The organism is Neobacillus sp. PVCKKU3 (assembly GCF_058323225.1).
Window position 1 is genome coordinate 1 of the sequence record NZ_JBLVQN010000055.1, and the last position, 22,006, is coordinate 22,006.

At 39.8% G+C, this 22,006-nt stretch carries 21 protein-coding genes; 9 read left to right on the forward strand and 12 right to left on the reverse strand.

Going from position 1 to position 22,006, the window contains the following annotated elements; translation table 11 throughout:
* Positions 1-32: 32 nt before the first annotated feature.
* A complete protein-coding gene (locus ACNQGS_RS25910; protein WP_491489870.1) occupies positions 33-332 on the reverse strand; it encodes an aldehyde dehydrogenase family protein in 300 nt (99 codons plus the stop codon).
* A gap of 551 nt (positions 333-883) precedes the next feature.
* Here ACNQGS_RS25910 and ACNQGS_RS25915 point away from each other — a divergent pair.
* From ACNQGS_RS25915 to ACNQGS_RS25930, 4 genes are all read left to right on the forward strand, one after another.
* On the forward strand, positions 884-1,006 hold the full coding sequence (locus ACNQGS_RS25915; RefSeq protein WP_491489872.1) for a hypothetical protein: 123 nt from the start codon (positions 884-886) through the stop codon (positions 1,004-1,006).
* Between the two features lie 618 nt (positions 1,007-1,624).
* Positions 1,625-2,506 (forward strand): selenium metabolism-associated LysR family transcriptional regulator, encoded by an 882-nt coding sequence (locus ACNQGS_RS25920; protein ID WP_491489874.1) that lies wholly within the window; start codon positions 1,625-1,627, stop codon positions 2,504-2,506.
* 21 nt (positions 2,507-2,527) lie between these two features.
* Positions 2,528-3,103, forward strand: coding sequence for a CD3073 family putative ECF transporter S component (locus ACNQGS_RS25925; RefSeq protein ID WP_491489876.1), 576 nt, complete (start codon positions 2,528-2,530; stop codon positions 3,101-3,103).
* The gene (locus tag ACNQGS_RS25930; protein ID WP_491489878.1) at positions 3,093-3,557 is read left to right on the forward strand and encodes a CD3072 family TudS-related putative desulfidase; all 465 of its coding nucleotides are present in this window, start codon (positions 3,093-3,095) and stop codon (positions 3,555-3,557) included. Before ACNQGS_RS25925 ends, ACNQGS_RS25930 begins: the two co-directional genes overlap by 11 nt.
* 132 nt (positions 3,558-3,689) lie before the next feature.
* Here ACNQGS_RS25930 and ACNQGS_RS25935 read toward each other — a convergent pair whose 3' ends face one another.
* A complete protein-coding gene (locus ACNQGS_RS25935; protein ID WP_491489879.1) occupies positions 3,690-4,625 on the reverse strand; it encodes a diguanylate cyclase domain-containing protein in 936 nt (311 codons plus the stop codon).
* 26 nt (positions 4,626-4,651) lie between these two features.
* On the reverse strand, positions 4,652-5,422 hold the full coding sequence (locus ACNQGS_RS25940; protein WP_491489880.1) for an EAL domain-containing protein: 771 nt from the start codon (positions 5,420-5,422) through the stop codon (positions 4,652-4,654).
* Positions 5,423-5,866: 444 nt separating this feature from the next.
* On the opposite strand from ACNQGS_RS25940, the gene ACNQGS_RS25945 reads away from it, so the two are divergent.
* From ACNQGS_RS25945 to ACNQGS_RS25960, 4 genes are all read left to right on the forward strand, one after another.
* Positions 5,867-6,460 (forward strand): DUF5317 domain-containing protein, encoded by a 594-nt coding sequence (locus ACNQGS_RS25945; RefSeq protein WP_491489881.1) that lies wholly within the window; start codon positions 5,867-5,869, stop codon positions 6,458-6,460.
* Positions 6,461-6,629: 169 nt separating this feature from the next.
* Positions 6,630-8,444 (forward strand): bifunctional diguanylate cyclase/phosphohydrolase, encoded by a 1,815-nt coding sequence (locus tag ACNQGS_RS25950; protein ID WP_491489882.1) that lies wholly within the window; start codon positions 6,630-6,632, stop codon positions 8,442-8,444.
* A gap of 3 nt (positions 8,445-8,447) precedes the next feature.
* Complete coding sequence (locus ACNQGS_RS25955; protein ID WP_491489883.1) at positions 8,448-8,633, forward strand: hypothetical protein; 186 nt, start codon at positions 8,448-8,450, stop codon at positions 8,631-8,633.
* Between the two features lie 24 nt (positions 8,634-8,657).
* A complete protein-coding gene (locus ACNQGS_RS25960; RefSeq protein WP_491489884.1) occupies positions 8,658-9,476 on the forward strand; it encodes a mechanosensitive ion channel family protein in 819 nt (272 codons plus the stop codon).
* A gap of 74 nt (positions 9,477-9,550) precedes the next feature.
* Here ACNQGS_RS25960 and ACNQGS_RS25965 read toward each other — a convergent pair whose 3' ends face one another.
* The 9 genes from ACNQGS_RS25965 to ACNQGS_RS26005 all read right to left on the reverse strand — a co-directional run bounded on the left by ACNQGS_RS25965 (position 9,551) and on the right by ACNQGS_RS26005 (position 20,887).
* Positions 9,551-10,231, reverse strand: a complete 681-nt coding sequence (locus tag ACNQGS_RS25965) for a serine/threonine protein kinase (RefSeq protein WP_491489885.1) — start codon at positions 10,229-10,231, stop codon at positions 9,551-9,553.
* A gap of 473 nt (positions 10,232-10,704) precedes the next feature.
* Positions 10,705-11,088, reverse strand: coding sequence for a RidA family protein (locus ACNQGS_RS25970; RefSeq protein ID WP_491489923.1), 384 nt, complete (start codon positions 11,086-11,088; stop codon positions 10,705-10,707).
* Positions 11,089-11,109: 21 nt separating this feature from the next.
* The gene (locus ACNQGS_RS25975) at positions 11,110-12,153 is read right to left on the reverse strand and encodes an aldose epimerase family protein (protein ID WP_491489887.1); all 1,044 of its coding nucleotides are present in this window, start codon (positions 12,151-12,153) and stop codon (positions 11,110-11,112) included.
* 64 nt (positions 12,154-12,217) lie between these two features.
* The gene (nhaC, locus tag ACNQGS_RS25980; RefSeq protein ID WP_491489889.1) at positions 12,218-13,708 is read right to left on the reverse strand and encodes a Na+/H+ antiporter NhaC; all 1,491 of its coding nucleotides are present in this window, start codon (positions 13,706-13,708) and stop codon (positions 12,218-12,220) included.
* A gap of 23 nt (positions 13,709-13,731) precedes the next feature.
* Positions 13,732-14,907 (reverse strand): MalY/PatB family protein, encoded by a 1,176-nt coding sequence (locus tag ACNQGS_RS25985; protein WP_491489891.1) that lies wholly within the window; start codon positions 14,905-14,907, stop codon positions 13,732-13,734.
* Between the two features lie 12 nt (positions 14,908-14,919).
* Positions 14,920-16,416, reverse strand: coding sequence for a xylulokinase (gene xylB, locus ACNQGS_RS25990; protein ID WP_491489892.1), 1,497 nt, complete (start codon positions 16,414-16,416; stop codon positions 14,920-14,922).
* 12 nt (positions 16,417-16,428) lie between these two features.
* Complete coding sequence (locus ACNQGS_RS25995; protein WP_491489894.1) at positions 16,429-17,595, reverse strand: ROK family transcriptional regulator; 1,167 nt, start codon at positions 17,593-17,595, stop codon at positions 16,429-16,431.
* A gap of 18 nt (positions 17,596-17,613) precedes the next feature.
* Positions 17,614-18,939, reverse strand: a complete 1,326-nt coding sequence (gene xylA / locus ACNQGS_RS26000) for a xylose isomerase (RefSeq protein WP_491489924.1) — start codon at positions 18,937-18,939, stop codon at positions 17,614-17,616.
* A gap of 484 nt (positions 18,940-19,423) precedes the next feature.
* On the reverse strand, positions 19,424-20,887 hold the full coding sequence (locus tag ACNQGS_RS26005; RefSeq protein ID WP_491489895.1) for an amidohydrolase: 1,464 nt from the start codon (positions 20,885-20,887) through the stop codon (positions 19,424-19,426).
* A gap of 318 nt (positions 20,888-21,205) precedes the next feature.
* Between ACNQGS_RS26005 and deoD the strand changes: the two genes are divergently transcribed.
* Positions 21,206-21,919 carry a purine-nucleoside phosphorylase gene (deoD, locus tag ACNQGS_RS26010; protein WP_491489897.1) on the forward strand — a complete coding sequence of 238 codons (714 nt, stop codon included), beginning with the start codon at positions 21,206-21,208 and terminating at the stop codon, positions 21,917-21,919.
* Positions 21,920-22,006 lie beyond the last annotated feature (87 nt).

Consider the following 22,006-nt stretch of genomic DNA (forward strand, 5'->3'; position numbering starts at 1 on the left):
AATCAGTTCAACCTTCTTTTTTACATATTAAATTATTCCGCATCCATAAATGGATAAGCAATATCTGCAGTTGGCGCAAAGTTTTCTTTGATGACACGAGGACTGGTCCAACGAATCATGTTAAAGACAGAACCTGCTTTGTCATTTGTACCAGAACCACGTGAACCGCCAAATGGCTGTTGATTGATCATCGCACCTGTAGGTTTGTCATTGATATAGAAGTTTCCAGCTGCACCGGATAGACGGCGTTCTAAGTGAAGAATGGCCCCGCGATCTTTAGCAAAGATCGAACCTGTTAAGGCATACATAGATGCTGTATCTACTGCATGCAATGTTTCTTCTAATTGACTTCCGCTGCTGAATTAATAATCACAATGGCTTGATTTCAGATAGAGGGCCAATTTGTTCCTGTAAACAAAAAGCCTTCTTTATTGGCTACCCAAATTGCTCTTATTTCTCGATTTCAGTCGCCAAGTGCCTCGGTTGGCTACCCAAATTGCTCCTGTTCCCTGATTTCAGTCGCCAAGAGCCTCGATTGGCTACCCAAATTGCTCTTGTTCCCTGATTTCGGTCACCAAGAGCCTCGATTGGCTACCCAAAATACTCCTGTTCCTCGATTTCGGTCACCTAGAGCCCCGATTGGCTACCCAAATTGCTCTTGTTCCCTGATTTCGGTCACCAAGAGCCTCGATTGGCTACCCAAAATACTACTGTTCCTCGATTTCGGTCACCTAGAGCCCCGATTGGCTACCCAAATTGCTCTATTAAACATATTCCAGTCGTCAAACCATATGTAATTTATCTTGAGAATTTAGTAGTGAAAAACCTTGCGAATGAGCTAGTAATAGTTTGTGATTAGAGTACAGGGATGGAGGCTTTTTTAATGGTGAATGATCTAAAATCAGTTTGGAAAAACACCAATCGGGCAGTAAAAATGAAAGAACCAAACGTACGAATGATGCACGAGAACCGTCCCCATGCATCACCCCCTTTTAATTTGGAATAATTTTGTATATAATGGATATATAATAGAAAAAGAGAAGTGCTGGAACACTTCTCTCTTTGCAACTGCTACCGTCAGGGTGGTGGTTGTTAATGTGGATTTATTTTCGCGAACCACCCTTATGCTTGCTACGGCGCGGGGTGGTTTTTTCGTCTTCTAGGACGTTTTTTCCAAAAAAACAAGCGCTCGTTTCACGCAAAATTCCTTTCAAAACTTCTCGTAGAATTTCAAGAAAAGTTTCCAGGGGCATCACTCCTTTCCATAATAGAGAAAAGGAAGATCAACAACCTGGACACCCTCACAATATTCAGTTGCAACTCTATTCTAGCATTTTCTAAACATAAAATACTCTATCAATCTTCGACAAAATTCTAGTCGTGACCACAGCAACCATTCATTATGTTAGTGAATATGAAGGCAGAATAAAAGCCTTGCACTCTGTCAATTAAGGGTAATTAACAGCCTTCCCCTCGTAGGCAAAATCAAATTTCCCCCAAATAACCAGAGTGTATTCAATCCCAGCTTTCCAATAAATGATGCACGAGAACCGTCCCCATGCATCACCCTATAAAATTTTTAAATATCAAATATAAAAAATGCTAATACGGATGGAGCGAGCATATGAATTTAAATAAACTTGATGCTTTTGTTTTAGTTGTAGAGAAAGGGAGCTTTTCCGAGGCGGCAGCTGCTCTAAATAGTTCCCAGCCAGCGATTAGCCTTAAGATTAAGAGTCTGGAAGATCAGCTCGGACTCCCCCTGCTTGACAGGGGGATAGCGGGGATTCAGCCAACGGCTGCAGGGGCCCTGGTTTACCAGGCAGCGAAAGAATTGCGACGAAGATGGCAGAGACTTGAGGATGATCTGCATGGACTTCAAGAGACCCTAACCGGAAACCTGACCATCGGCGCCAGCACGATTCCAGGTACATACCTAGTTCCCGGTTTGGTAAAAGCTTTTCTCGATCATTTTCCAAACGTCGAGGTATCCATCGATATCAATGATTCCGAAGACACGCTTAAGAAGCTGCTCGACCAGCAATCGGATATCGCCATCGTAGGGCTGAAACCTACTTCCCCCAAACTAAGCTCCCGCCAGCTTACAAATGATTCGCTTGTGTTAATCACGCCGAATCATCACCCGCTCATTCATACGGCGGAGGCGGATTTTAGCCAGCTGCACCACTATGAATTTGTCGTCAGAGAAAGCGGTTCGGGCACCAGAAAGAGAATGGAAGAATTTCTCGCTGGGCATGGTTTAGAATTAACTGATTTAAAAATTGGATTATCCATTGGAAGCACAGAGGGGGTGATTGCCGCTGTCGAAGCCGGGCTTGGCATCAGCTTTATTTCAAAACTGGCTGCCCTTCCCGCAGTAAAGGCTGGCCGCGTCCAAATGGTCGAAAATATCGATCCAATTCAGCGCAGCTTTTATTTTACTACCCTTAAAGAAGCTGAAAATCGGCCGTTAATCAAAGAGTTTGCCAATTTATTATTTAAATAGTTTTTAAAGGGAGTGGAAACCATGAAAACCAGCAAAACGATGATTTTAACCTATTCGGCGATGGGAATTGCCTTAAATGTGATTTTAGGCACCGTCGTCTCATCTTTAAAAATTCCACTTTTGTTCTTAGATACGATTGGCACCGTGTTAATTGCTGTTTTATTCGGGCCTTGGTGGGGAGCGTTGGCGGGCGCTTTAACAAATGTAGTGCTTGGCGTGACAACTGGTGGTTCCGCTATTTTCTTCGGCCTTGTGAATGTAGCGATCGCATTAGTGGTAGGATATATTGCGAAAAGGTTTGATTTCACCAAATGGTATGTCGCACTCATAACAGGACTGATTTTATCGGTCGTGGCCCCATTAATCGGCACGCCCATTGCCGTTGCCGTTTTCGGCGGTTTGAATGGCAGCGGGATGGATGTAGTGGTGCTCTGGCTCCGGGCTGCCGGTGATAGTGTGTTTGCTTCCACGTTTATTTCCAGAATAAGCGGGAACTTTGTCGATAAAATCATTACTTGCCTGCTCGTTATGTTCATGGTCACCAGGCTGCCGTATTTTGCAAAACTGGTAAAGAAGGAGAACCGAAATGCAGCGTAGTAAACAGATTCTCATTGTTTCCCATTGTATCTTAAACCAGAATACCGTCATTCCGGATGAGGCCCGAGCAGCGGGAGCGATTATTTCAGCTGTCGAATGGGCAATGAAACAAGGCTATGGATTGCTTCAGCTTCCCTGTCCGGAATTCACTTTTCTAGGACTGGACCGCCCGCCAATGACGTATGAGCAATACAATACGCCGGAATACCGAAAGCATTGCCGTGAAATCCTGAAGTCTGTTTTGTTTCAAGCCGAGGATTACTTAAAAAACGGCTATGAGATTGCAGGAATTCTCGGCATCCAAAGCAGCCCTTCCTGTGACCCCACGCGCGGCGTTTTTATGGAAGAATTGACTGCGATGTTTGCGGAAAAGGCCATCAAACTAAAGACACTTTGGTATTTGCACAATACCAGCGAACCTGTTTTTGACAGCGATAAACATGTTGTAAAGTGACGCCCCTTATCATAAAAGCCAGCTTTGTCAAAAAGCAGGCTTTTTTTGATGCACGGGGACGGGATGATGCATGGGGACGGTTCTCATGCATCAAAAAAGAGGAAAATGATGCAAAAGAACCGTCCCCATGCATCACTTTATGTAACAGCTGCCAGTGATTTTTTTGCACCGTTTTTTGACTACTGCGGCGTATTCACCTAGTTCTTCTACGGTTTCGAAGGATCGGTTTTGATTGGTTACAATGGCAATGGACAATGACACCAACGCTATTTTTTCTTTGACGCCTTGCCGGTTCTCGCTGATGACGTATTGTTGTGACAGGTGGTTGGTGGAGTAAAATTGTTTAACCAACTGGTCAAATTCTCCTATAATCTTATTGCAGATGGATAAAAAATCATAATGACTTAGAATGGCAATGAAATCGTCTCCGCCAATATGTCCTAAGAAGTGATCTTCGTTAACAAATGTATTTTTAAGCAGCTCCGCTGTCGCTTGAAGAAGGTTATCACCCTTTTTAAAACCGTATGTATCGTTATAAGCTTTGAAATTATCTAAATCAAAGTATAAGATACTATAATCTTCCTGCTGGATGATTTCTTTTATTTTAATTTCTATAATATGATTGCCAGGCAAACCAGTCAGTGGATTTAAATAGCTCGCCAATTCCACCTGTTCTTGAACTAACTTAAGTAGTAAACTTTCAATACTGACGATGCCATGATACTTATTCTCTTTTGTGACAATCACATAGTCGTACCTCTCCTCATCCTTCCTTTCCATTGCTAATTTACTTACTTCCGTTATCGATTCATAATAATCAACAGTAAGCGGTTCCTTATTGGATATTAGGGTAACGGACCTTTCCATAAAGACATTATAGCCATATAAAGTCCCGATTGTTTGATAAAAATGAGTTCTGGTAATAAGGGAAACAGGTATTTCATCATTTACAACAACGATTCCCTGTATTCTAGTATTCTTTTTAAAAATATTATCTACCACTTTGTTTATCACATTCCGGGATATACACGGTATCGTTTCTGCAATATCACCAATATAAGCAACCATAGTTTCACCTTCAGTTTATTGCTTTCTCATGAATAAGGTAACCCCTGTGGAATTCGCCCCGGCCTTAGTTCCTCATTTGGTTTACCTAGAGCATATCCTTGGCCGTAATGTACTCCCTGCTCATGTATGAAAGCAAATTCTTCTATTCTTTCTATACCTTCTGCAATAATTTCTGTAGATGATTGTTTGGCATATTCGATGATTAATTTAACCAATTGCTGCTGTTCCCTATTTTGATCAATATGTTGAATGAGTGATCGATCAAGCTTAATAAATTCAGGCTTTAAATAAACCAGTGTTTTTAAACTATTGTAGCCCGATCCAACATCATCAATGGCGATTCGAAACCCTTGTGAGCGATAATTAGAAAGGACTTTTTCAAAAAGCGTAAAATCTGTAACGGCGCTTTTCTCCGTCAATTCAAAAACGACCTGTTTAGGATCAATCCCAAGCTCGGACAAAAGTTGAATGGTTTCTCCACTATGATAATTAGAATCTAATAAAACATGAGGGTGAATATTAATAAAGAGCAACGGAGTACGATGAGGCCCAATTCCACCATTCATCCTGTCAATAAAACGTTTAAGTGACATATTCCTGCAAAAACATTCAAATAAGAACACTTGATTCGATGTCCCAACAAATTCATAAAACATCTCTGTATTCGGGAATAACTTCGATTGGACAGGACGATTTAACGCTTCATACCCTACCGTATCACCTGTCCCCAAACACAGAATTGGCTGAAAGAATGTATGTAATGCTTGGTTTTTCAGGATTTCTTGTAATTCCTTCAACCTTCTTAAATGCAAAACCTCTTTCTTTCGTCTATTATTTAAATGCTTTAAATAAGAATAAAAAATACTATTCCTAAATGTCGGAAATGAATCCCTCTTTACATGACTGTACATACTCCGCACCTACTCTTAACATGAATAATCACTATTTTAAGACAGGAATATTAAAAGAATGTTAATCCAGTATGTATCTTTTGTAAACGATGCTCGAAATGATGCACAGGGACGGTTCTCTTGCATCAAAAAATAGGGAAATGAGGCAAAAGAACCGTCCCCATGCCTCACACCCATGCATCACTTGTCACATTTATTGTTGAAATTTATAAAAAATTGTTGTAATTTGCCGGGTGAATATTTTACTATAATAATTGAAAATATTACCTCAATTTCATAGATTCTGTAATTGATTGATATAAAAAATTGAATATAGGTGGGCAAGTAGAGATGGTGTATGATGGGATTTTGTTGGCTTTGGTTGTTGGGTTTATCCGGAAAGGGAATCTGAGGGGGCTGGCCCAGTTAAAGCTGAAGTGGGGCTGGGTTTTTCCTTTATTGTTAATTGTTCAAATTTTCACCTTTGTCTATCAGAATGATATCAAGATGCTCGGAAAAGCCAGTGAATCTATTTATATGATAGTATATATCATTGGTTTGCTATTTTTATACTTAAACAGACACCACAAAGGGTTTATGATTATTTTTATTGGTGTGTTTTTGAACTTTTTGGTGATGGTGGTAAACGGGGGAAGAATGCCGGTATCGGAAGAAGCAGCAACTGTGCTCGATCCCATGTATATCCAGGCCCTTAAGGACGGGTTATACGGTAAACATGTTCTATTAACCGACTCTACGATACTTGGGTTTTTAGGCGATATCATCCCATTAGCTCCCCCATATCCACGGACACAGGTCATTAGTATCGGCGATGTGGTGATGAATATTGGCGCGTTTCTGTTTATCCAATATTTAATGCTCCAGCCAAATAAAAAAAATAATGAAGATACCTCCCTTTCATTGAAAGGGGGTGAAACACGATGAAAAAAGCTCAAGGTCTTAAGATCACTGGTTTACTTTATAATGCAATCATTATTGCTTCTGCTATTATTGCGTTAACTTCAGGATTCAAATTAGGGGAATAAGTAGAGTTATAAGGAGAAGTTATTTTTATAACTTCTCTTTAAAAATTTATATATGAGAAGTGAAAAATATGCAATTCTTTAAAATTCCGGCTAATAAATATCTTTTCTTTATTTCACTAGTAGGTATAATCGTATTTTTCTCAATTGGTGACTATGGACACTACAGTAGTAAGGAATGGACGACCATTTATGCATTGATTGGTTCCATTCTATTGCTTAATCATTATAGTATTCTCCTTCCGCCAAAGGGCAATGCCCTTTCGATGGATTCTTCCATTTTTTTAGCATCCCTTTTTCTCTTTGGGCTAAATTTAACACTAACTGTTTTAATGATCTATTCGATTATTTTTACAATCTCCCACCGAAAAATGATTTGGTGGAAGCATGCCTATAATTTTTCTATTTACACCTTAATGATTACAGCTGCTTATTATGTATTTATTTTTATGGATGGAACAATTGGTACGATTCAAACAAATAATTTAGCTCCTTATATTGCATCTTTAGGTGTCTATTTTGCAGTAAATGTCGTTTTACTTGGAATTTACTTTATATTGGGTGCAACTGAAAGTTTAAGTAATGTGTTAACAGAAATGATCAAAGAGGCAATTGCCCCCTATTTTAGTACGTTGATGTTCTCAATCGTGTTGGCTATTTTAATGAATTCACACACCATTTTTGGCCTTTTCCTTTTTACTTGTATTTCCTTTTTACTATCGTTGGCATTTCAACAGCATTTTGAATTATTTAAAAAAATCTCTGAAAAAGCTAACAGAGATTACTTAACAGGTCTAAATAATCACGGATATTTTAAAGAACTATTGGAAAAAGAAGTCTCGATTGCCAAGGACTTGGAGCAGCCTTTAAGTGTCGCCCTGCTTGACCTTGATGATTTTAAAAAATATAACGATATTCACGGGCACATCCAAGGAGACCAGCTTCTGAAGGAGTTCGGTGCTCTTTTAGAAAAAGAAGCAAAATTGAACAGCTATACGGTTGCCCGCTATGGCGGAGAAGAATTCGCCATTCTCATGCCGAGGACAAGTCTTCATCAGGCCCATTCTTTTATCAATGAACTTAGAAAGAAAACTAATGATACCCATTTTAAAGGGGTTGAAAAACTGGCCTATGGCTGCCTATCCTTCTCAGCCGGAATTGCTGCCTGTTCGAAGGAAACATATAGCATTTCTGAGCTGCTAAATCACGCAGACCAGGCCATGTATTCCGCGAAGGACCAAGGGAAAAATCTCGTCCAGCTCTTTAATGAGAACTCCGAATATACGGTCCAGCACTCCCTGTCGATCGAAAAGGAGCTCGAAGAAGCGGAGCAACAGCTGAAAATTTTCCTTTCGAAGGATGTCTACACCTATCGTCACAGCAAACGGGTGTACCAGTATGCGGTTGATTTTTCCCGCAAGTTAAACTTATCGGATAGTGAGCGTAAGAATCTGATCCTTGGCGCTCTCATTCATGATATTGGCAAGCTCGAAATTCCACGGGATATTTTAAATAAAAAAGGAAAGCTTGAACCTCATGAATGGGAAATGATGAAAAAGCATGTGACCTGGGGCAAAGAAATTATCTCGACCAATAAAAAGCTGGAAGATCTAATTCCGTTAGTCGAACTCCATCACGAACGATATGATGGGAATGGCTATCCTTATGGCCTAAAAGGGGTATCGATCCCGAAATTAGCGAGGATTTTATGCATCATTGACTCCTTCGACGCCATGACAACCGAACGGCCCTATCAAAAAACAAAAACATTTAAAGAAGGCATCGCCGAACTAAGAGCCTGCTCCGGAAAGCAATTCGACCCCCAATTCGTCGAACCATTCATAGAAATCATCGAGCAGCTCGAACACGTGGAAGAAGTCGGGTGATGCATGGGGATGATGCATGGGGACGGTTCTCATGCATCAAAAATGATGCACGGAATGATGCACGGGGACGGTTCTTTTGCATCAATTATTGCATTGCTGACATATAAAATTCTATCCATCTTAGACAAAATTCGGGCGGAAACAGTGGCACCCGAATTTTTTCTCTTTAACCGCATTCCTATGGTATAGTGTAAAAAAATGGGGGTAGATAGGATGTCTTTCTTGGGACTATTCCAGCAGTTGCCCATAAAAGTTTTAACGGTGGCACTGCTGATTATATTTACGGTTTATTTGATCCGCAAATCCATCAGACTTTTCTTTGACAAAACAAGCTTGTTGGATGAAAAGCGGGAAGAGACATTGATGCATTTCGCCAACCAGGTGACAAAGGTATTGGGACTGGTATTTTTCTTTATTTATGTCCTTAGCCATTTCTTCAAACTGGAAAGGCTTGTCACCGGTTCGGTCGTGGTGGCAGGTGCCTTGGCATTGATCTTTCAGCATATCATCCGCGATTACATTATGGGGCTGACATATTTGTTTGAGCGCCAAATCCAGCTCGGGGATTATGTTATCATTAACGGAAACCATCAAGGTGAAATCGAGGGAATCAGCATGCGCCACTTGAATATCCGCCAGTATGACGGTTACCTCTATACAGTCTCCTATAGCAACATCACGGAACTTCAGAACGGGAGCCGGGGAAGGCGCCGGGTGAACGAAAGTCTTGTCCTCGATTATAAGCAAAATCCGGATGATGCCTTTAAAGTGATGGAAGAAGTGGCACAAACATGCAACGAGAAGTACGGTGAATACCTTTTAAAAGATGAGAACGGCGTTCCTGTGGAGAGTTTCCAATTCAACCAAATCACTGAACTGAACGTGGAGTTCAGTGGACACCGGTATTCATTATCAGGTCTTGTGAAGGAAGCGGATTACGTGGAAGCGGGCAAAAAGGTAAGGTATGAACTTGCGATGGCGGCATACAAGAACGACTTGATAATGGCAGAGAGCCCTAACACTAGCCATTAAAAATCATAATCTCTAGCTTTTATTCTGTTTTTTTATAGCAACCGTGAAAAGCCTGTGATAGAACCAATCACGGGTTACTTACGCTGTTTGCATAAAAGCTGGCTTACTCGCTGAGTAAATTTTTCCAACACAAAACTTGCTAAGTTAATCCGGAGATACCAATGTTTTATTGTTTTCAGAATCCATAAAGGCACTTGGATGCCAGAAATGAAGGAATAAAAGTTTTTATATGCCCATACAAGATGTTCCCAGCGGCGGTCGTTCCCCTTTTTGACATATTCCGATACGTCTAGAACTTTTCCTCTTCCATTTTGCAAAAGGATGTTTTTCAGGTGAATATCTCTCGGATTCAATCCTTGACTACGGACATACTCCCGAGCTTCCTCTACGTCCTGAATCGCTTGCTCGGTGATTGGAATGCCTTGCAATAGACAATCATAAAAAGTTACTCCCTCCTCGAAACTTAAAACGATGTAGTTGATTCCGCTCCCATAAAGTTGTGGGAAAAAACGGGACCCCTTTAAATGTTCGTAGACATATTTCTCCACTTCTTTTTTCTTTAATGCTTGAGAGGAATATACTTTAAATACATAGTTCGGCGTCATATGATAATGAAAAACGGCAGCATCCGTTCCGATTCCGATACATTTCAGACCCTCAGCAAACCCAATAATGGTAACAGGTTGATTATTTTCATTACCTTTCACTTCAATGTTCCTGAGTGCTTCTTCCGCCAGTTCCCAATCTGGAATCATGAAAACCTCCTTTTTATTTCGCTTTTTTACTTTGACAACAAATCCACTTCCCAATTTCAAGCATTTATATGTGTTGAGTATTTCTAGGTTCAAACAGCCCGTGGAGGATTGATCATTTAGCCCTCACATAAAGTTATACGATTATTGAAAAGGGAAGTTTCAGAAATTATTCCAACCACTGAAGATAGAAGGAAAAAGCCATGGGCGGGGGTCTGACCCCCATTTGGTACTAAGGAAAGAGGCACAGGGACGGTTCTTATGATTTAAAAGCTGTTTCGGGCTATAAATCATCGAACCTTCCAATCTAACAAACAAGGAGTTCAAAATGAAGCAAAAGAACCGTCCCCATGCTTCTAAAATAATAAAAAAGAGAAGTGCTACGTACACTTCTCTTTGTAACTGCCACCATTTGGGTTTAAGTGGTGCTTGTCCTTTTATGTTTTTTTCGAAAACCAGAATAAGTTTTAAGAACCTTATTTTTCTGTACTTGCAATTACCTCAATTTCAATCAATACATCTTTAGGAAGTCGGCTGATTTCGACTGTGGATCGAGCCGGACGATGGTCCCCCAATACCTTACCATATTCTTCATTTATCGTTGCAAATTGACTCATATCTTTTATAAAAATGGTTGATTTCACAATATGGTTTAGTGTGAGTCCTTCACTTTCCAAGATAGCTTTGATGTTTTTCATCACTTGTTGTGTTTGAAGAGTTATATCATCTTCTACGACATTACCTGTTTTTGGGTCAATTGGAATTTGTCCTGAAAGAAAAAGAAAACTTCCCACTTTTACTCCTTGTGAATACGGACCAATTGCTTTTGGTGCATTTTCTGTAAAAATTGTTTCCATTATACATCACATCTCCAACGGTTTTTATTTTATAACACTAAGGGTATAGGTTGTTTTAGCATGATACTCATCACCCTTTTTAAGCACAATAGCTGGAAAATGGGAATGGTGGATAGCATCTGGCAATCCTTGCGTTTCTAAGCAAACACCAAGATATTTTCGAGATTTTACACCTTGTATGGAAAAACCACTCGGGATTTGGTTACCTGTATATAGAACAACTGCAGCTTGGTCAGTTGTAACTGTTAGGCATCTACCACTTTCATGATCCACCAAATAAATAGGATGATTGTCATCTAATATAAAAGGATGATCATAGCCAAATCCAACCAATTTATTTTGTAGATGGCTTGATAGAACACCGTCCTTCAATTTTCTTCCATTTCGAAAATCAAAAGGTGTCCGATCAACATTTAAAATAAGTCCAGTAGGAATGAATTCAGAATCAAGTTCTAGGAAATGACGACTATTTAATGTAAGCGAATGATCTAGAATATCCCGCCTCATACCTCCACTTAAATTAAAGTAGGAATGATTGGTTAGATTTAGAGGGGTATCTTCATCGGTCTTTCCATGGTAAGTAATGACCAACTCATTCTGATTAGTTAACAAGTAACTTACATTTACATGTAAGTTACCTGGATACCCTTCTTCAGCGTCGGGGCTGAAATACGAAAATTGTACACCAGCTGTCCCCTCACTTTGAACCATCTCCGCCTTCCAAACGACATTATGAAATCCACGTTCTCCGCCATGAAGATGATTCCTGTTCTCGTTATTGCTCAATACATAAGTCTTTGAATTTAGCTCAAACTGAGCTCCTTTTATTCTTCCTGCTACTCGTCCGATAACGGCTCCAAAATAAGGAGACCATTTGAGATAGTCATCCAATTGATCAAATCCAAGAACAATATTTTCGATATGACCATTGCGGTCAGGAGCCTTAATAGCAGAAATAATACAACCATAATCTAGACAGGTAATTTCAATACCATTGTCGTTTTTCAACGTGTAAGCGGAAATGGGTTGATCTAACAATCTTCCAAATTCCTCTTTAACAACCTTCATAGATTTCCTTTACTCCTTATTAGCTGATTTTTCTACCCCATCAACTAATCCTTTTTTCTTCAGATTATCCCGCAGCTTTAGATGAAAGATTTTCCTGATTACCTTCAATCTCCGCAAGCATTTGTTTATGCTCTTCAGGCGATAACTTTGCAATTCCAAAGCCCGTAAAGCCCCAAATAGTAGCAAAAATAATTCCTGTCCAACATAATACAGCCCAAGGCAAATAGGATAAGGTGGCAACTCCTAATGTTCCAGCCATATAAGCCCCTGCCGCAGTCCAAGGTAAGATAGGTTCAATAATCGTAGCCGAATCTTCTACCGTACGTCCAAGGTTTTTAGGATGGAGTCCTCTTTTAATATAACTATCTCGTAACATTTCACCTGGCATGAGAATAGAAATTTGACCATTGCTTGTTACACCAATCATTGTCAGTCCCGTAATAATGGTTGTAACAATAAGACTGCCTGTCGATTTAACCTTACTCATCATTTTGTTAATGATTAAATCTAGAGATTTCGTTACTGAATAAGTCCCGGCGAAGGAAATAGCAGAGAAACAGATTAATAGTGTTCCCATCATTGAATTCATACCACCGCGGTTTAACAATCTAGGAATATCTGCAATCACGGTGTTCGGATCGAATCCTGGTGCTTTGATCATCGAAATATTAAAGCCACCCACAACTGAAGAGACAGCATCATTCAAAGTAAATCCTTGAAAAATCAATGCATTGGCCATTGCGAAAATCGACGAAATCAGCATGACCGGAATCGTAGGTTTTTTCCAGACAGAACCAACAAGCACAATCAGAATTGGAACAACTAAAAGAAGATTCCAGTTAAAAGCTAGATCCAATGTACTCATAATGGTGGAAACCTTTTCAGGAATTTCTGCAGTTGCTGAACCTGAATTTAAACCGACAACAATATAAACAATACCGGCAACAATAAAAGAAGGAACTGTTGTATAAAGTAGATGTCCTATATGCGTATATAGATTTACACCCGTTGCAATGGATGCAATATTAGTGGTATCTGATAATGGTGATAACTTATCTCCAAAATAGGCACCTGCCACTACTGCACCTGCTACAGCTGCTAAGTTGGCATCCATTCCAGCTGCAACGCCCATAAATGCAACACCGATTGTACCAGCAGAACCCCAAGAGGTTCCGGTACAAAGAGATACGACGGAAGTGACAAGGAAAGCTGTAATTAATAAAAATTGCGGATCAATAATCTTTAGACCATAGTAAATCATCATTGGAATCGTTCCGCCAACCATCCAAGCCCCTATCATAAAACCGACAACAATTAAGATCAGGATGGCTGGCATGGTTTTAGCAATTTTTTCAGAAATGGAATCCATAATATCTTGATACGAGTGGCCTAAATAAATAGCAATGGCTCCAGCAACAATGGCAGACATAATGATTAATGGCTCTGGAGGCAATTGAAAAAAGATATAACCGAAGGATAAAAATATAACCATTGCAAAAATCGGTAATAAAGCTAAGAACATTGTTGGTTCCTTAATTACTTTTGATTTCACCATCTTATTCACCCTTATTTATATTTTTATTGTGCAATCTTTTTGTATACTTGTGCAATACGGTTTAATCCTTCATGTAAGAGCGTTCTAGGTGTTGCAAGATTCAAACGGATAAAGCCCTCGTATTTCTTTCCAAATGAAGAACCAAAGCTTACATTTACCTTTGCCTCTTCTAATATCCAATGTTTTAAAACGTTTTCATTTGGACTCCAGTCCCTGCAGTCCATCCATACTAAATAAGTTCCTTCAGGTTCAATTAGTTTGATTTTTGGAAAATTCCCCTTGAAAAACTCCTTTGTAAAAGAAAGATTATCATCGATATAGCTTTTTAGACTGTTTAGCCAGTCATCGCAACATGTGTAAGCAATCTCTAAAGCTGGGACGGCAAAAAAGGTTGGATTATGAATCCCCGCCTGGATTAAAGATTCTTTAAACCTGGCACGATATGTTTCATTAGGAATAATAATATTGGCAATTTCTAGGCTTGCCAGATTAAACGCTTTTCCGGGTGAAGTACAAATAATCGATTGCTGAGCCAGTTGATCTGAAAGGCTTGCTACAATTGTATGCTGACGATCACCATGGATAAAATCTGCATGAATATCATCCGAAACCAAAAGAACGTTATATTTTAAACACAACTCCCCTAATCGCCACAGTTCTTCCTTTGTCCAAACCCTGCCGGTTGGATTATGCGGTGAGCATAATAAGAGGATTTTCACCCCCCCTCTCATCTTTGCTTCTGTGTCCTCAAAGTCTATTTCATAGCGGCCATTTTTTAATACTAATGGACTTTCGACCAGTGTCCTTCGGTTTACCGTTACGGCATTTGTAATAGGCGCATAGGATGGAGTATGGACGAGAACCTTATCCCCTTCCTGGATAAAATTCTGCAATATCAAAGATACCGCTTGCACAATTCGGGGACAAAAAACGATCCATTCCCGATTAATGTTCCAGTCATACCTCCTTTGAAACCAGCCTTCCACGGCATCATAGTAGGGAGGAAAAAGTTCTGTATAGCCATAAATCCCATGCCGAGCCATTTCCACCATTTTATCGACAAGGACTTGTGGTGCACGCAAATCCATATCAGCAACAGATAAAGCGATTACATCTCTGCCATAATCGTTAGAGATCCCGTCCCATTTAGCAGAATTCGTATGAAAACGATCCACGACCTCATCAAAGTTTGTGTTCATAATCAGCTGCTCCTAACGTATTAAGCTATCCTCTACTAAATAAATTTCCTCATATACACCTTTCAAAGAAGAATATATTTTTTGAAAAATAGGGAACATTTTCGAATAAATGATCGCGTTTTGCTCCATTGGTTCATAAATGAGACCCTCAATATCCATCTGCCTACAAGCATCTTGCAAAGATGAATACGTCCCATTTCCAACAGAAGCTAAAATGGATGCACCCAATGCTGGTCCACCTGTATTGGAAGACGTGACTAATGGAACCTGAAGCACATCAGCCAGTATTTGCATCCAAAGCGGGCTTTGGGTTCCACCACCGATCACTTTTGCTTGCGTAAATGGAATGTTCAACTTTTTAAGAATTTGGACAGAATCATATAAAGCAAATGCTACACCTTCTAATATGGCCCTTGTCATCTCCCCTCTCGAATGGGAAGAACTTAAACCGACAAAGGTTCCTTTGGCATATGGATCATTATGGGGTGTCCGTTCGCCTGACAAATAAGGAAGGAAAAAAAGTCCGTTACTGCCGGCCGCAGTCTTTTCGGCTTCGTGTAAAAGAGTGTCATAATCACTCTTGTTCACATCCTCAACCCACCACTTAAGAGAGGCAGCTGCTGACAACATGACTCCCATCACATGCCATTTCCCGCTGGCATCACAAAAGGTATGCAGACTATTATGACAGTCTACTGAATAGCTTTCTTTGGGTGCGAAGACTACCCCCGATGTGCCAAGCGATATAAGGGATGTTCCTTCCTGGAGAATTCCGCTGCCAACAGCACCAGCTGCATTATCACCTGCACCTGCTACAACCTTCACACCAACTGGAATTCCAGTTTGAGCAGAAGCAAATTCGTTTACCGTTCCTGCTATTTCAAAAGACTCATAGACCTTTGGAAGCATCTCTTCTCGAATCCCAAGAATGTCAAGCATTTCCTGTGACCAGGTCCGGTTCTCCACATTAAAATACAGCGTGCCGGAAGCGTCCGAAACATCCGTAAACATATTGCCTGTCAGCTTATATCCGATATAATCCTTTGGCAGCATAAAATAATGAGCTTCCTCAAAAATATTCGGTTTATTCTTTTTTAACCACAGAATTTTGGGTGCTGTGAACCCTGTAAGGGCAATATTCCCTGTATGTGTCGACAGGAAATCTTTTCCTATCTTTTCATTTAAAAAGGAACATTCTTCATGAGTCCTTTGGTCATTCCATAAAATAGCTGGGGTTATGACATCCCCATTTTTATTTAGAACAACTAAGCCATGCATCTGTCCGCTAATGCCAATTCCTTTAACCGCATCTGGAGACATAAACGTAAAAAGTTCTTTTAGTCCTTCAACGGTCGCATTCCACCAATCATCAGGGTTTTGCTCAGACCACCCCGGTTCGGGATGGTAAATGGGGTAGTCCTTGGTTACCTGATATTTAATTTCCTCTGCACTTTCGATATAGACAATCTTTACTCCAGACGTTCCAACATCAATCCCAATGTAACCCAAAACGGCACCTCCTTATTGCTCATCTGTAATGAATACTTTTTGAAGCGGAGTAACAGCAGCGCCTAATATGGATGAATCTGCATTCAACGTAGAAAATAAGATATCTACATCACTGCTACTATGGAAGACTGATTTTTCAAATACTAAATCTCTTAATTCATCAATAAATAAATTCCCATACTTCGCCAGATTACCGCCAATAACGATTTCCTTTGGATCTATCGCCAAGAGAATATTTTGCAAGCCCAGCGCCAGATTATTTAAATACTCACTAACCACAGCCTTCGTATCTTCGTCCCCAGCCTTATATTGAGCAGCAATATCATCTAGAGTACCGCCAGTTGTATGTTTTGTTTGGTTGTACCTATCCAATAGAACGGTCTCTGAACTAAACAACTCCCAGCAGCCTGTCCTTCCACATTTACACAATTTTTCAGAGTAACCGATATGCATATGTCCAAACTCGCCGGCACGCTCCTTATTTCCTCTATAAAAGCCATCCTTAGTCATAATCGAGGCCCCAATACCTTCCGTTATAGACACATAGACTGTTTGTTCCCCCACTTGTTTACGGCCAAGCAATAATTCGCCAAAAGCTCCAGCATTGGCTTCATTCTCAATATAAATGGGGAATGGAAACATCTCATTTAGAAATTCTAACGAGAATTGCTTTACTCCTAAATTTGGTGCTAGTTCAAGGACAAAATGCTCGCGATCGACAGTTCCAGGAACAGATAGGCCAATACCAGCAATTCGAGATAGCGGGATATCCAAGTCATGAACCATTTGTTTAATTTCATCAGTCAATTTCAAGATAATTCGATGGAAATCCGCTGTAATATCAAATTCATCCAACAAAAACTCTTCGCGACTTTGTATTTGACAACATAAATTAATAAGAACCATACTCACCTTAGTTGGAGCAATTTCTACCCCAATGGAATAAAGGGCATTAGGGATTAGGCGGATAATCTTTGGCTTCCTTCCACCAGTAGACTCTGCAATTCCCGCTTCTTCCACTAGCCCTTCCTCTATTAATTTTGTAAGGTTGGAGGTAACAGTTGGTATACTAATATTCGTCTTTTGGGCAATATCAAATTTTGTCAGTTGCCGGTATGAATAAAGTGTTGCCAAAATTTTATCTCTATTATTTAGTTTTTCTAAATTTTGAATATACATAAAACCACCAAATTCTATCTATTTCGTTCGAAAAATATAGGAGTTGACAATACTCTCAAGCATCTCTTGTCTACCTGAAGATAATTTACTATCACCATGCTCCAGTGCATATTGGTACAAGTCACTTAATCCTACTTTTCCGTCGATAATGTCTTGTCCAATGCCGCTCGTATAACTTTCGTAACGTTTTTCAATTACGTCTTCCAAAACACGGTCTTCAAGAAGTTTATGAGCAACTCTTAATCCTTTAGCAAATGTATCCATCCCAGCAATGTAGGCAAAGAATAAGTCTTCTGGTTCAAATGAAGCCCGTCGAACCTTCGCATCAAAATTCAATCCACCTGGTGCAATACCACCTTGTTTCAGTACCTCATACATCGCCATCGCAGCATCATAAATATTGGTAGGGAATTGATCCGTATCCCAGCCCAATAATAAATCCCCTTGGTTCGCATCAATACTTCCCAATGCGTCATGAATTCTAGCCATATTGAGCTCATGTTGAAAAGTATGTCCTGCCAAAGTAGCATGATTTGCTTCAATATTTAACTTAAACTCTTTTTCCAGCCCATAATGACGTAAAAATCCTAAGACAGTGGCAGTGTCAAAGTCGTATTGATGCTTGGTCGGTTCCTTTGGTTTAGGCTCGATTAACAGTTGTCCAGTAAATCCGATTTCATACTTGTAATCCACAACCATTTTTAAAAATCTAGCAAAATTGTCCAGCTCCAACTTTGTATCTGTGTTTAGGAGCGTTTCGTATCCTTCTCTTCCTCCCCATAGCACATAGTTTTCACCGCCAAGGCGTTTTGTGATATCCATTGCTATTTTCACTTGAGCGGCAGCTCTAGCAAATACATTTGCATGACAAGAGGTGGCTGCGCCATGCATAAATCTTTGATGGCTAAATGCATTAGTGGTTCCCCACAATAATTTAATCCCCGTCTCTTTCATTTTCTCTTCTATAAGATCAACGATTTCATACAGGTTTCTTTCAGTTTCCTCGAGTGTCTCCCCATCCGGCGCAATATCGACATCATGGAAACAGAAGAATTCAATTCCTAATTTCTGCATGAACTCAAATGCAGCAACTACTCTTCTTTTCGCAATAATCATTGGATCACCCAACGAATCCCATTCTCTCTCCATTGTTGGCAATCCAAATGGATCCATTCCCTTAAATGTAAACGTATGCCAATAACTCATAGCAAAACGCAGATGGTCCTTCATCGGCTTACCACCGATCATTTCTTCCGCATTATAGTATTTAAAAGATAATGGATTGGTTGAGCCTTCACCTTCATATGTAATTTTAGGTATATCTTTAAACACTGCTTCGTCAATAGTAGAAATATTCAAGAGAAGTGCCCCTTTCATAAGAACATTTATTTATTAAAATATTGTATTTGCTGTCTACATGAGATATTGTACACCCAACTGAAAACACTTTCAATCTTTTTAAAGTGGTTTTTAAAAGTATTTTTAAAAGTGTTTTAAAAAGTGTATACTTGGTGCTCGCCAATTCACTTCTCCGAACCATGACCGTCACCTGATCTGAGCGGGGGCTGCCCCCCGAATTACAGAAAAAATGGACCGCGTCTGCAATCCATTTATGTTAATTCTATTCAATTATCCGTAATCAGCAATTAGTACCACATGCTCCAACTTCATTTTTGCTCTCCTAATGGAACCATCCAAGCGATAATTCGGGAGGTAAATGGCGATGCTCCCCACTATTTTTCCTTCCGAGCTAAAAATTGGGGCGGCCGCGGAAAAGACATCCTTAAGGGCTTCCGTCTACAATCAAAAACACCTTGAAAATTTACCGTTATTCAGTTGTTTGTTTATGATATGGGAGAGTTTTCTCTACTTCTGCCACTTGTTTATAGATTCCTTCCATATCCTTTAAATTTTTCTGATAATCATACGTCTTTAGCTTTTTATTTTCCACAATCAATTTCCCATTCACGATGACATCCCGTACATTTTGCGGTCCTGCAGAATATGCAAGTGTTGCATATGGATCATACGTTGGGAATGTATTGGGCTCGTGTACATCTACAATAATAATATCTGCATACTTGCCAACTTCAAGTGATCCTATTTTTTTATCAAGCCCAAGTGCTTTTGCCCCGCCTATTGTCGCAAGTTCTACTACCTTACTTGGCGGCATTACACTTTGATCTTTGTTTACAAGTTTATGAATTCTTGCTGCATATCCCATTGTTCCAAATACATCCATTGTATTAGAGCTCATCGGGCCATCGGTACCTAATCCCATCTTAATCCCGGCTTTATCAATCTTAATCGCTGGTGCGACACCGGTAGCCCCTTTTGTATTGGCGATCGGATTGTGAGCAATCGTAGCTCCTTTTTCTTTAATAATGGCAATGTCCTCATCAGTGATATGGATCGCATGTGCAAGCATGGTATTTTTATCTAATATCCCTAAAGAGTTCAAGTATTGAATGACAGTTGGATACTTTTGGCCAAATTTCTTTTCCACTCGCTCTGCTTCATCCGCGAACTCTGCAGCATGAATTGCAAATGGAACATGATATTTATTCGCTAAATCTTTAGAGGCCTTAATCATTTCAGGACTAACTGTATAGGGAGCATGCGCCACAACAGACGGAGTAATTAACTCATGATCCTTATATTGTTTGATAAAATTTTCTGCATACTTTAGCCCGCCGTACGGTTCAGGTGCATCGACAACCGGAAAACTGATAACCGTTTCCCCGAGAACTCCTCTGATACCTATCTTTTCTGTTGCCTTAGCTACTTCATCCTCATGATAGTACATATCAGCATATGTCGTGACACCGCCCATAGCCATTTCAATTGCACCGTGAATGGACGCTTTGTAAATAAGATCCCTTGAAAGAAGCTTTCCTTCAAGTGGAAAAAACACATCAAATAATCGATTGCCGACTCCTTCCTCACCAATACTTCTAAACGCAACCATCGGAACATGATTATGAGTATTGATCATACCCGGCATCACAATATCGCCAGCAGCATCGATCACTTTTCCTGCTTTATATTGATTGGCCAGCTTTTCATCTCCAATGGCAATAATCTTTTTATCCTTTATCACAATGGTTCCATTTTTTATGACCTCTTTTTTTGCATTCATTGTAAGGATATTACCATTTTTAATCACAGTATCTGCCCTGATTCTCGCTGCTTCCACACGATTCTCTTTCGCTCCAACATTAAAGAATCCTAATAATAAAGTTGCTGTTGTTAAAATAATAATTGAAAAAAAACCAATAGCTCTTCGTTTCATTTTTTTCCTCCTATTGTTTAATGATTTAGAAGCATCTTTGCTCCGTTAATAAAATGCCCATCAACAACTAAATTATTGAAACTCCGACAAAAAACTACAAACTTTCGTTACACTTCTTCTCAATTTTCACAAAAAAACTCCTTTCCGTCGACATGGAGTGACAGGCACCATCCCTTTATGAACCATGAGAACCGTCCCCATGCATCATTTGTGACAATCCAATGAAAGTGCTTGCACAAAATAGTAAACTATGATATTTTTGACTTGTTTAAAAAATAGACATGTCTAAAAAACATACAACTAAGGAGCAAACAAACGATGGTTACGACTAAAGAAACACCTCATATTAAACCAAATGGAGTAGAAATAGCTGAAACGATTCTGTTACCTGGGGATCCGTTAAGAGCGAAGTTTATTGCGGAAACCTTTTTAGAGAATGCCCAGTGCTTTAACGAAGTAAGAGGAATGTTAGGGTATACAGGCACATACAAAGGGAAGAAAATTTCTGTTATGGGTACTGGAATGGGTGCACCAAGCATGGGGATCTATTCTTGGGAATTAATCAATGTCTTTGGCGTTAAAAATTTAATTCGAATTGGTACTTGTGGTGCCATGCAGGAAAACATTGATTTGTATGACGTTATTTTTGGCATGGGAACCGCAACGGATTCCAATTTCGGCCAGCAATTTAACTTACCTGGACAATTTCCATTAACGGCTTCATTCGAGCTTTTGGAAAAAGCAAAAAAAGTAGCAGACGAAAAAGGCCAGAAAGTTCACATTGGCAACATCTTATCAAGCGATGTATTTTATAGTGCCGATCCAACCGCAATCAAAAAATGGCAGGATATGGGCATCCTGAGTGTTGAAATGGAGTCTGTCTCATTATATTGGAATGCCATCCAAGCACGTGTAAACGCATTATGTATTTTAACAGTAAGTGATCATTTAATTACAGGACAACAAACTACTCCTGAAGAACGTCAAACCGCGTTTACGAAAATGATGGAAATCGCCTTGGAATTAGCATAAACAACCAAAACAGCCAAGCACCCCTCACCTCACCAAATATGATGGGTGCTTGGAATAACCGGCAAGCAAACAGTAAAATACTATTTT

Excerpts from the sequence above, each read along its gene's own strand:
- ACNQGS_RS25915 (WP_491489872.1), top strand. The coding sequence starts at position 884 with ATGGTGAATGATCTAAAATCAGTTTGGAAAAACACCAATCGGGCAGTA.
- ACNQGS_RS25920 (WP_491489874.1), top strand. The coding sequence starts at position 1,625 with ATGAATTTAAATAAACTTGATGCTTTTGTTTTAGTTGTAGAGAAAGGG.
- ACNQGS_RS25925 (WP_491489876.1), top strand. The coding sequence starts at position 2,528 with ATGAAAACCAGCAAAACGATGATTTTAACCTATTCGGCGATGGGAATT.
- ACNQGS_RS25930 (WP_491489878.1), top strand. The coding sequence starts at position 3,093 with ATGCAGCGTAGTAAACAGATTCTCATTGTTTCCCATTGTATCTTAAAC.
- ACNQGS_RS25935 (WP_491489879.1), bottom strand. The coding sequence starts at position 4,625 with ATGGTTGCTTATATTGGTGATATTGCAGAAACGATACCGTGTATATCC.
- ACNQGS_RS25945 (WP_491489881.1), top strand. The coding sequence starts at position 5,867 with ATGGTGTATGATGGGATTTTGTTGGCTTTGGTTGTTGGGTTTATCCGG.
- ACNQGS_RS25950 (WP_491489882.1), top strand. The coding sequence starts at position 6,630 with ATGCAATTCTTTAAAATTCCGGCTAATAAATATCTTTTCTTTATTTCA.
- ACNQGS_RS25955 (WP_491489883.1), top strand. The coding sequence starts at position 8,448 with ATGGGGATGATGCATGGGGACGGTTCTCATGCATCAAAAATGATGCAC.
- ACNQGS_RS25960 (WP_491489884.1), top strand. The coding sequence starts at position 8,658 with ATGTCTTTCTTGGGACTATTCCAGCAGTTGCCCATAAAAGTTTTAACG.
- ACNQGS_RS25965 (WP_491489885.1), bottom strand. The coding sequence starts at position 10,231 with ATGATTCCAGATTGGGAACTGGCGGAAGAAGCACTCAGGAACATTGAA.
- ACNQGS_RS25975 (WP_491489887.1), bottom strand. The coding sequence starts at position 12,153 with ATGAAGGTTGTTAAAGAGGAATTTGGAAGATTGTTAGATCAACCCATT.
- nhaC (WP_491489889.1), bottom strand. The coding sequence starts at position 13,708 with ATGGTGAAATCAAAAGTAATTAAGGAACCAACAATGTTCTTAGCTTTA.
- ACNQGS_RS25985 (WP_491489891.1), bottom strand. The coding sequence starts at position 14,907 with ATGAACACAAACTTTGATGAGGTCGTGGATCGTTTTCATACGAATTCT.
- ACNQGS_RS25995 (WP_491489894.1), bottom strand. The coding sequence starts at position 17,595 with ATGTATATTCAAAATTTAGAAAAACTAAATAATAGAGATAAAATTTTG.
- ACNQGS_RS26005 (WP_491489895.1), bottom strand. The coding sequence starts at position 20,887 with ATGAAACGAAGAGCTATTGGTTTTTTTTCAATTATTATTTTAACAACA.
- deoD (WP_491489897.1), top strand. The coding sequence starts at position 21,206 with ATGGTTACGACTAAAGAAACACCTCATATTAAACCAAATGGAGTAGAA.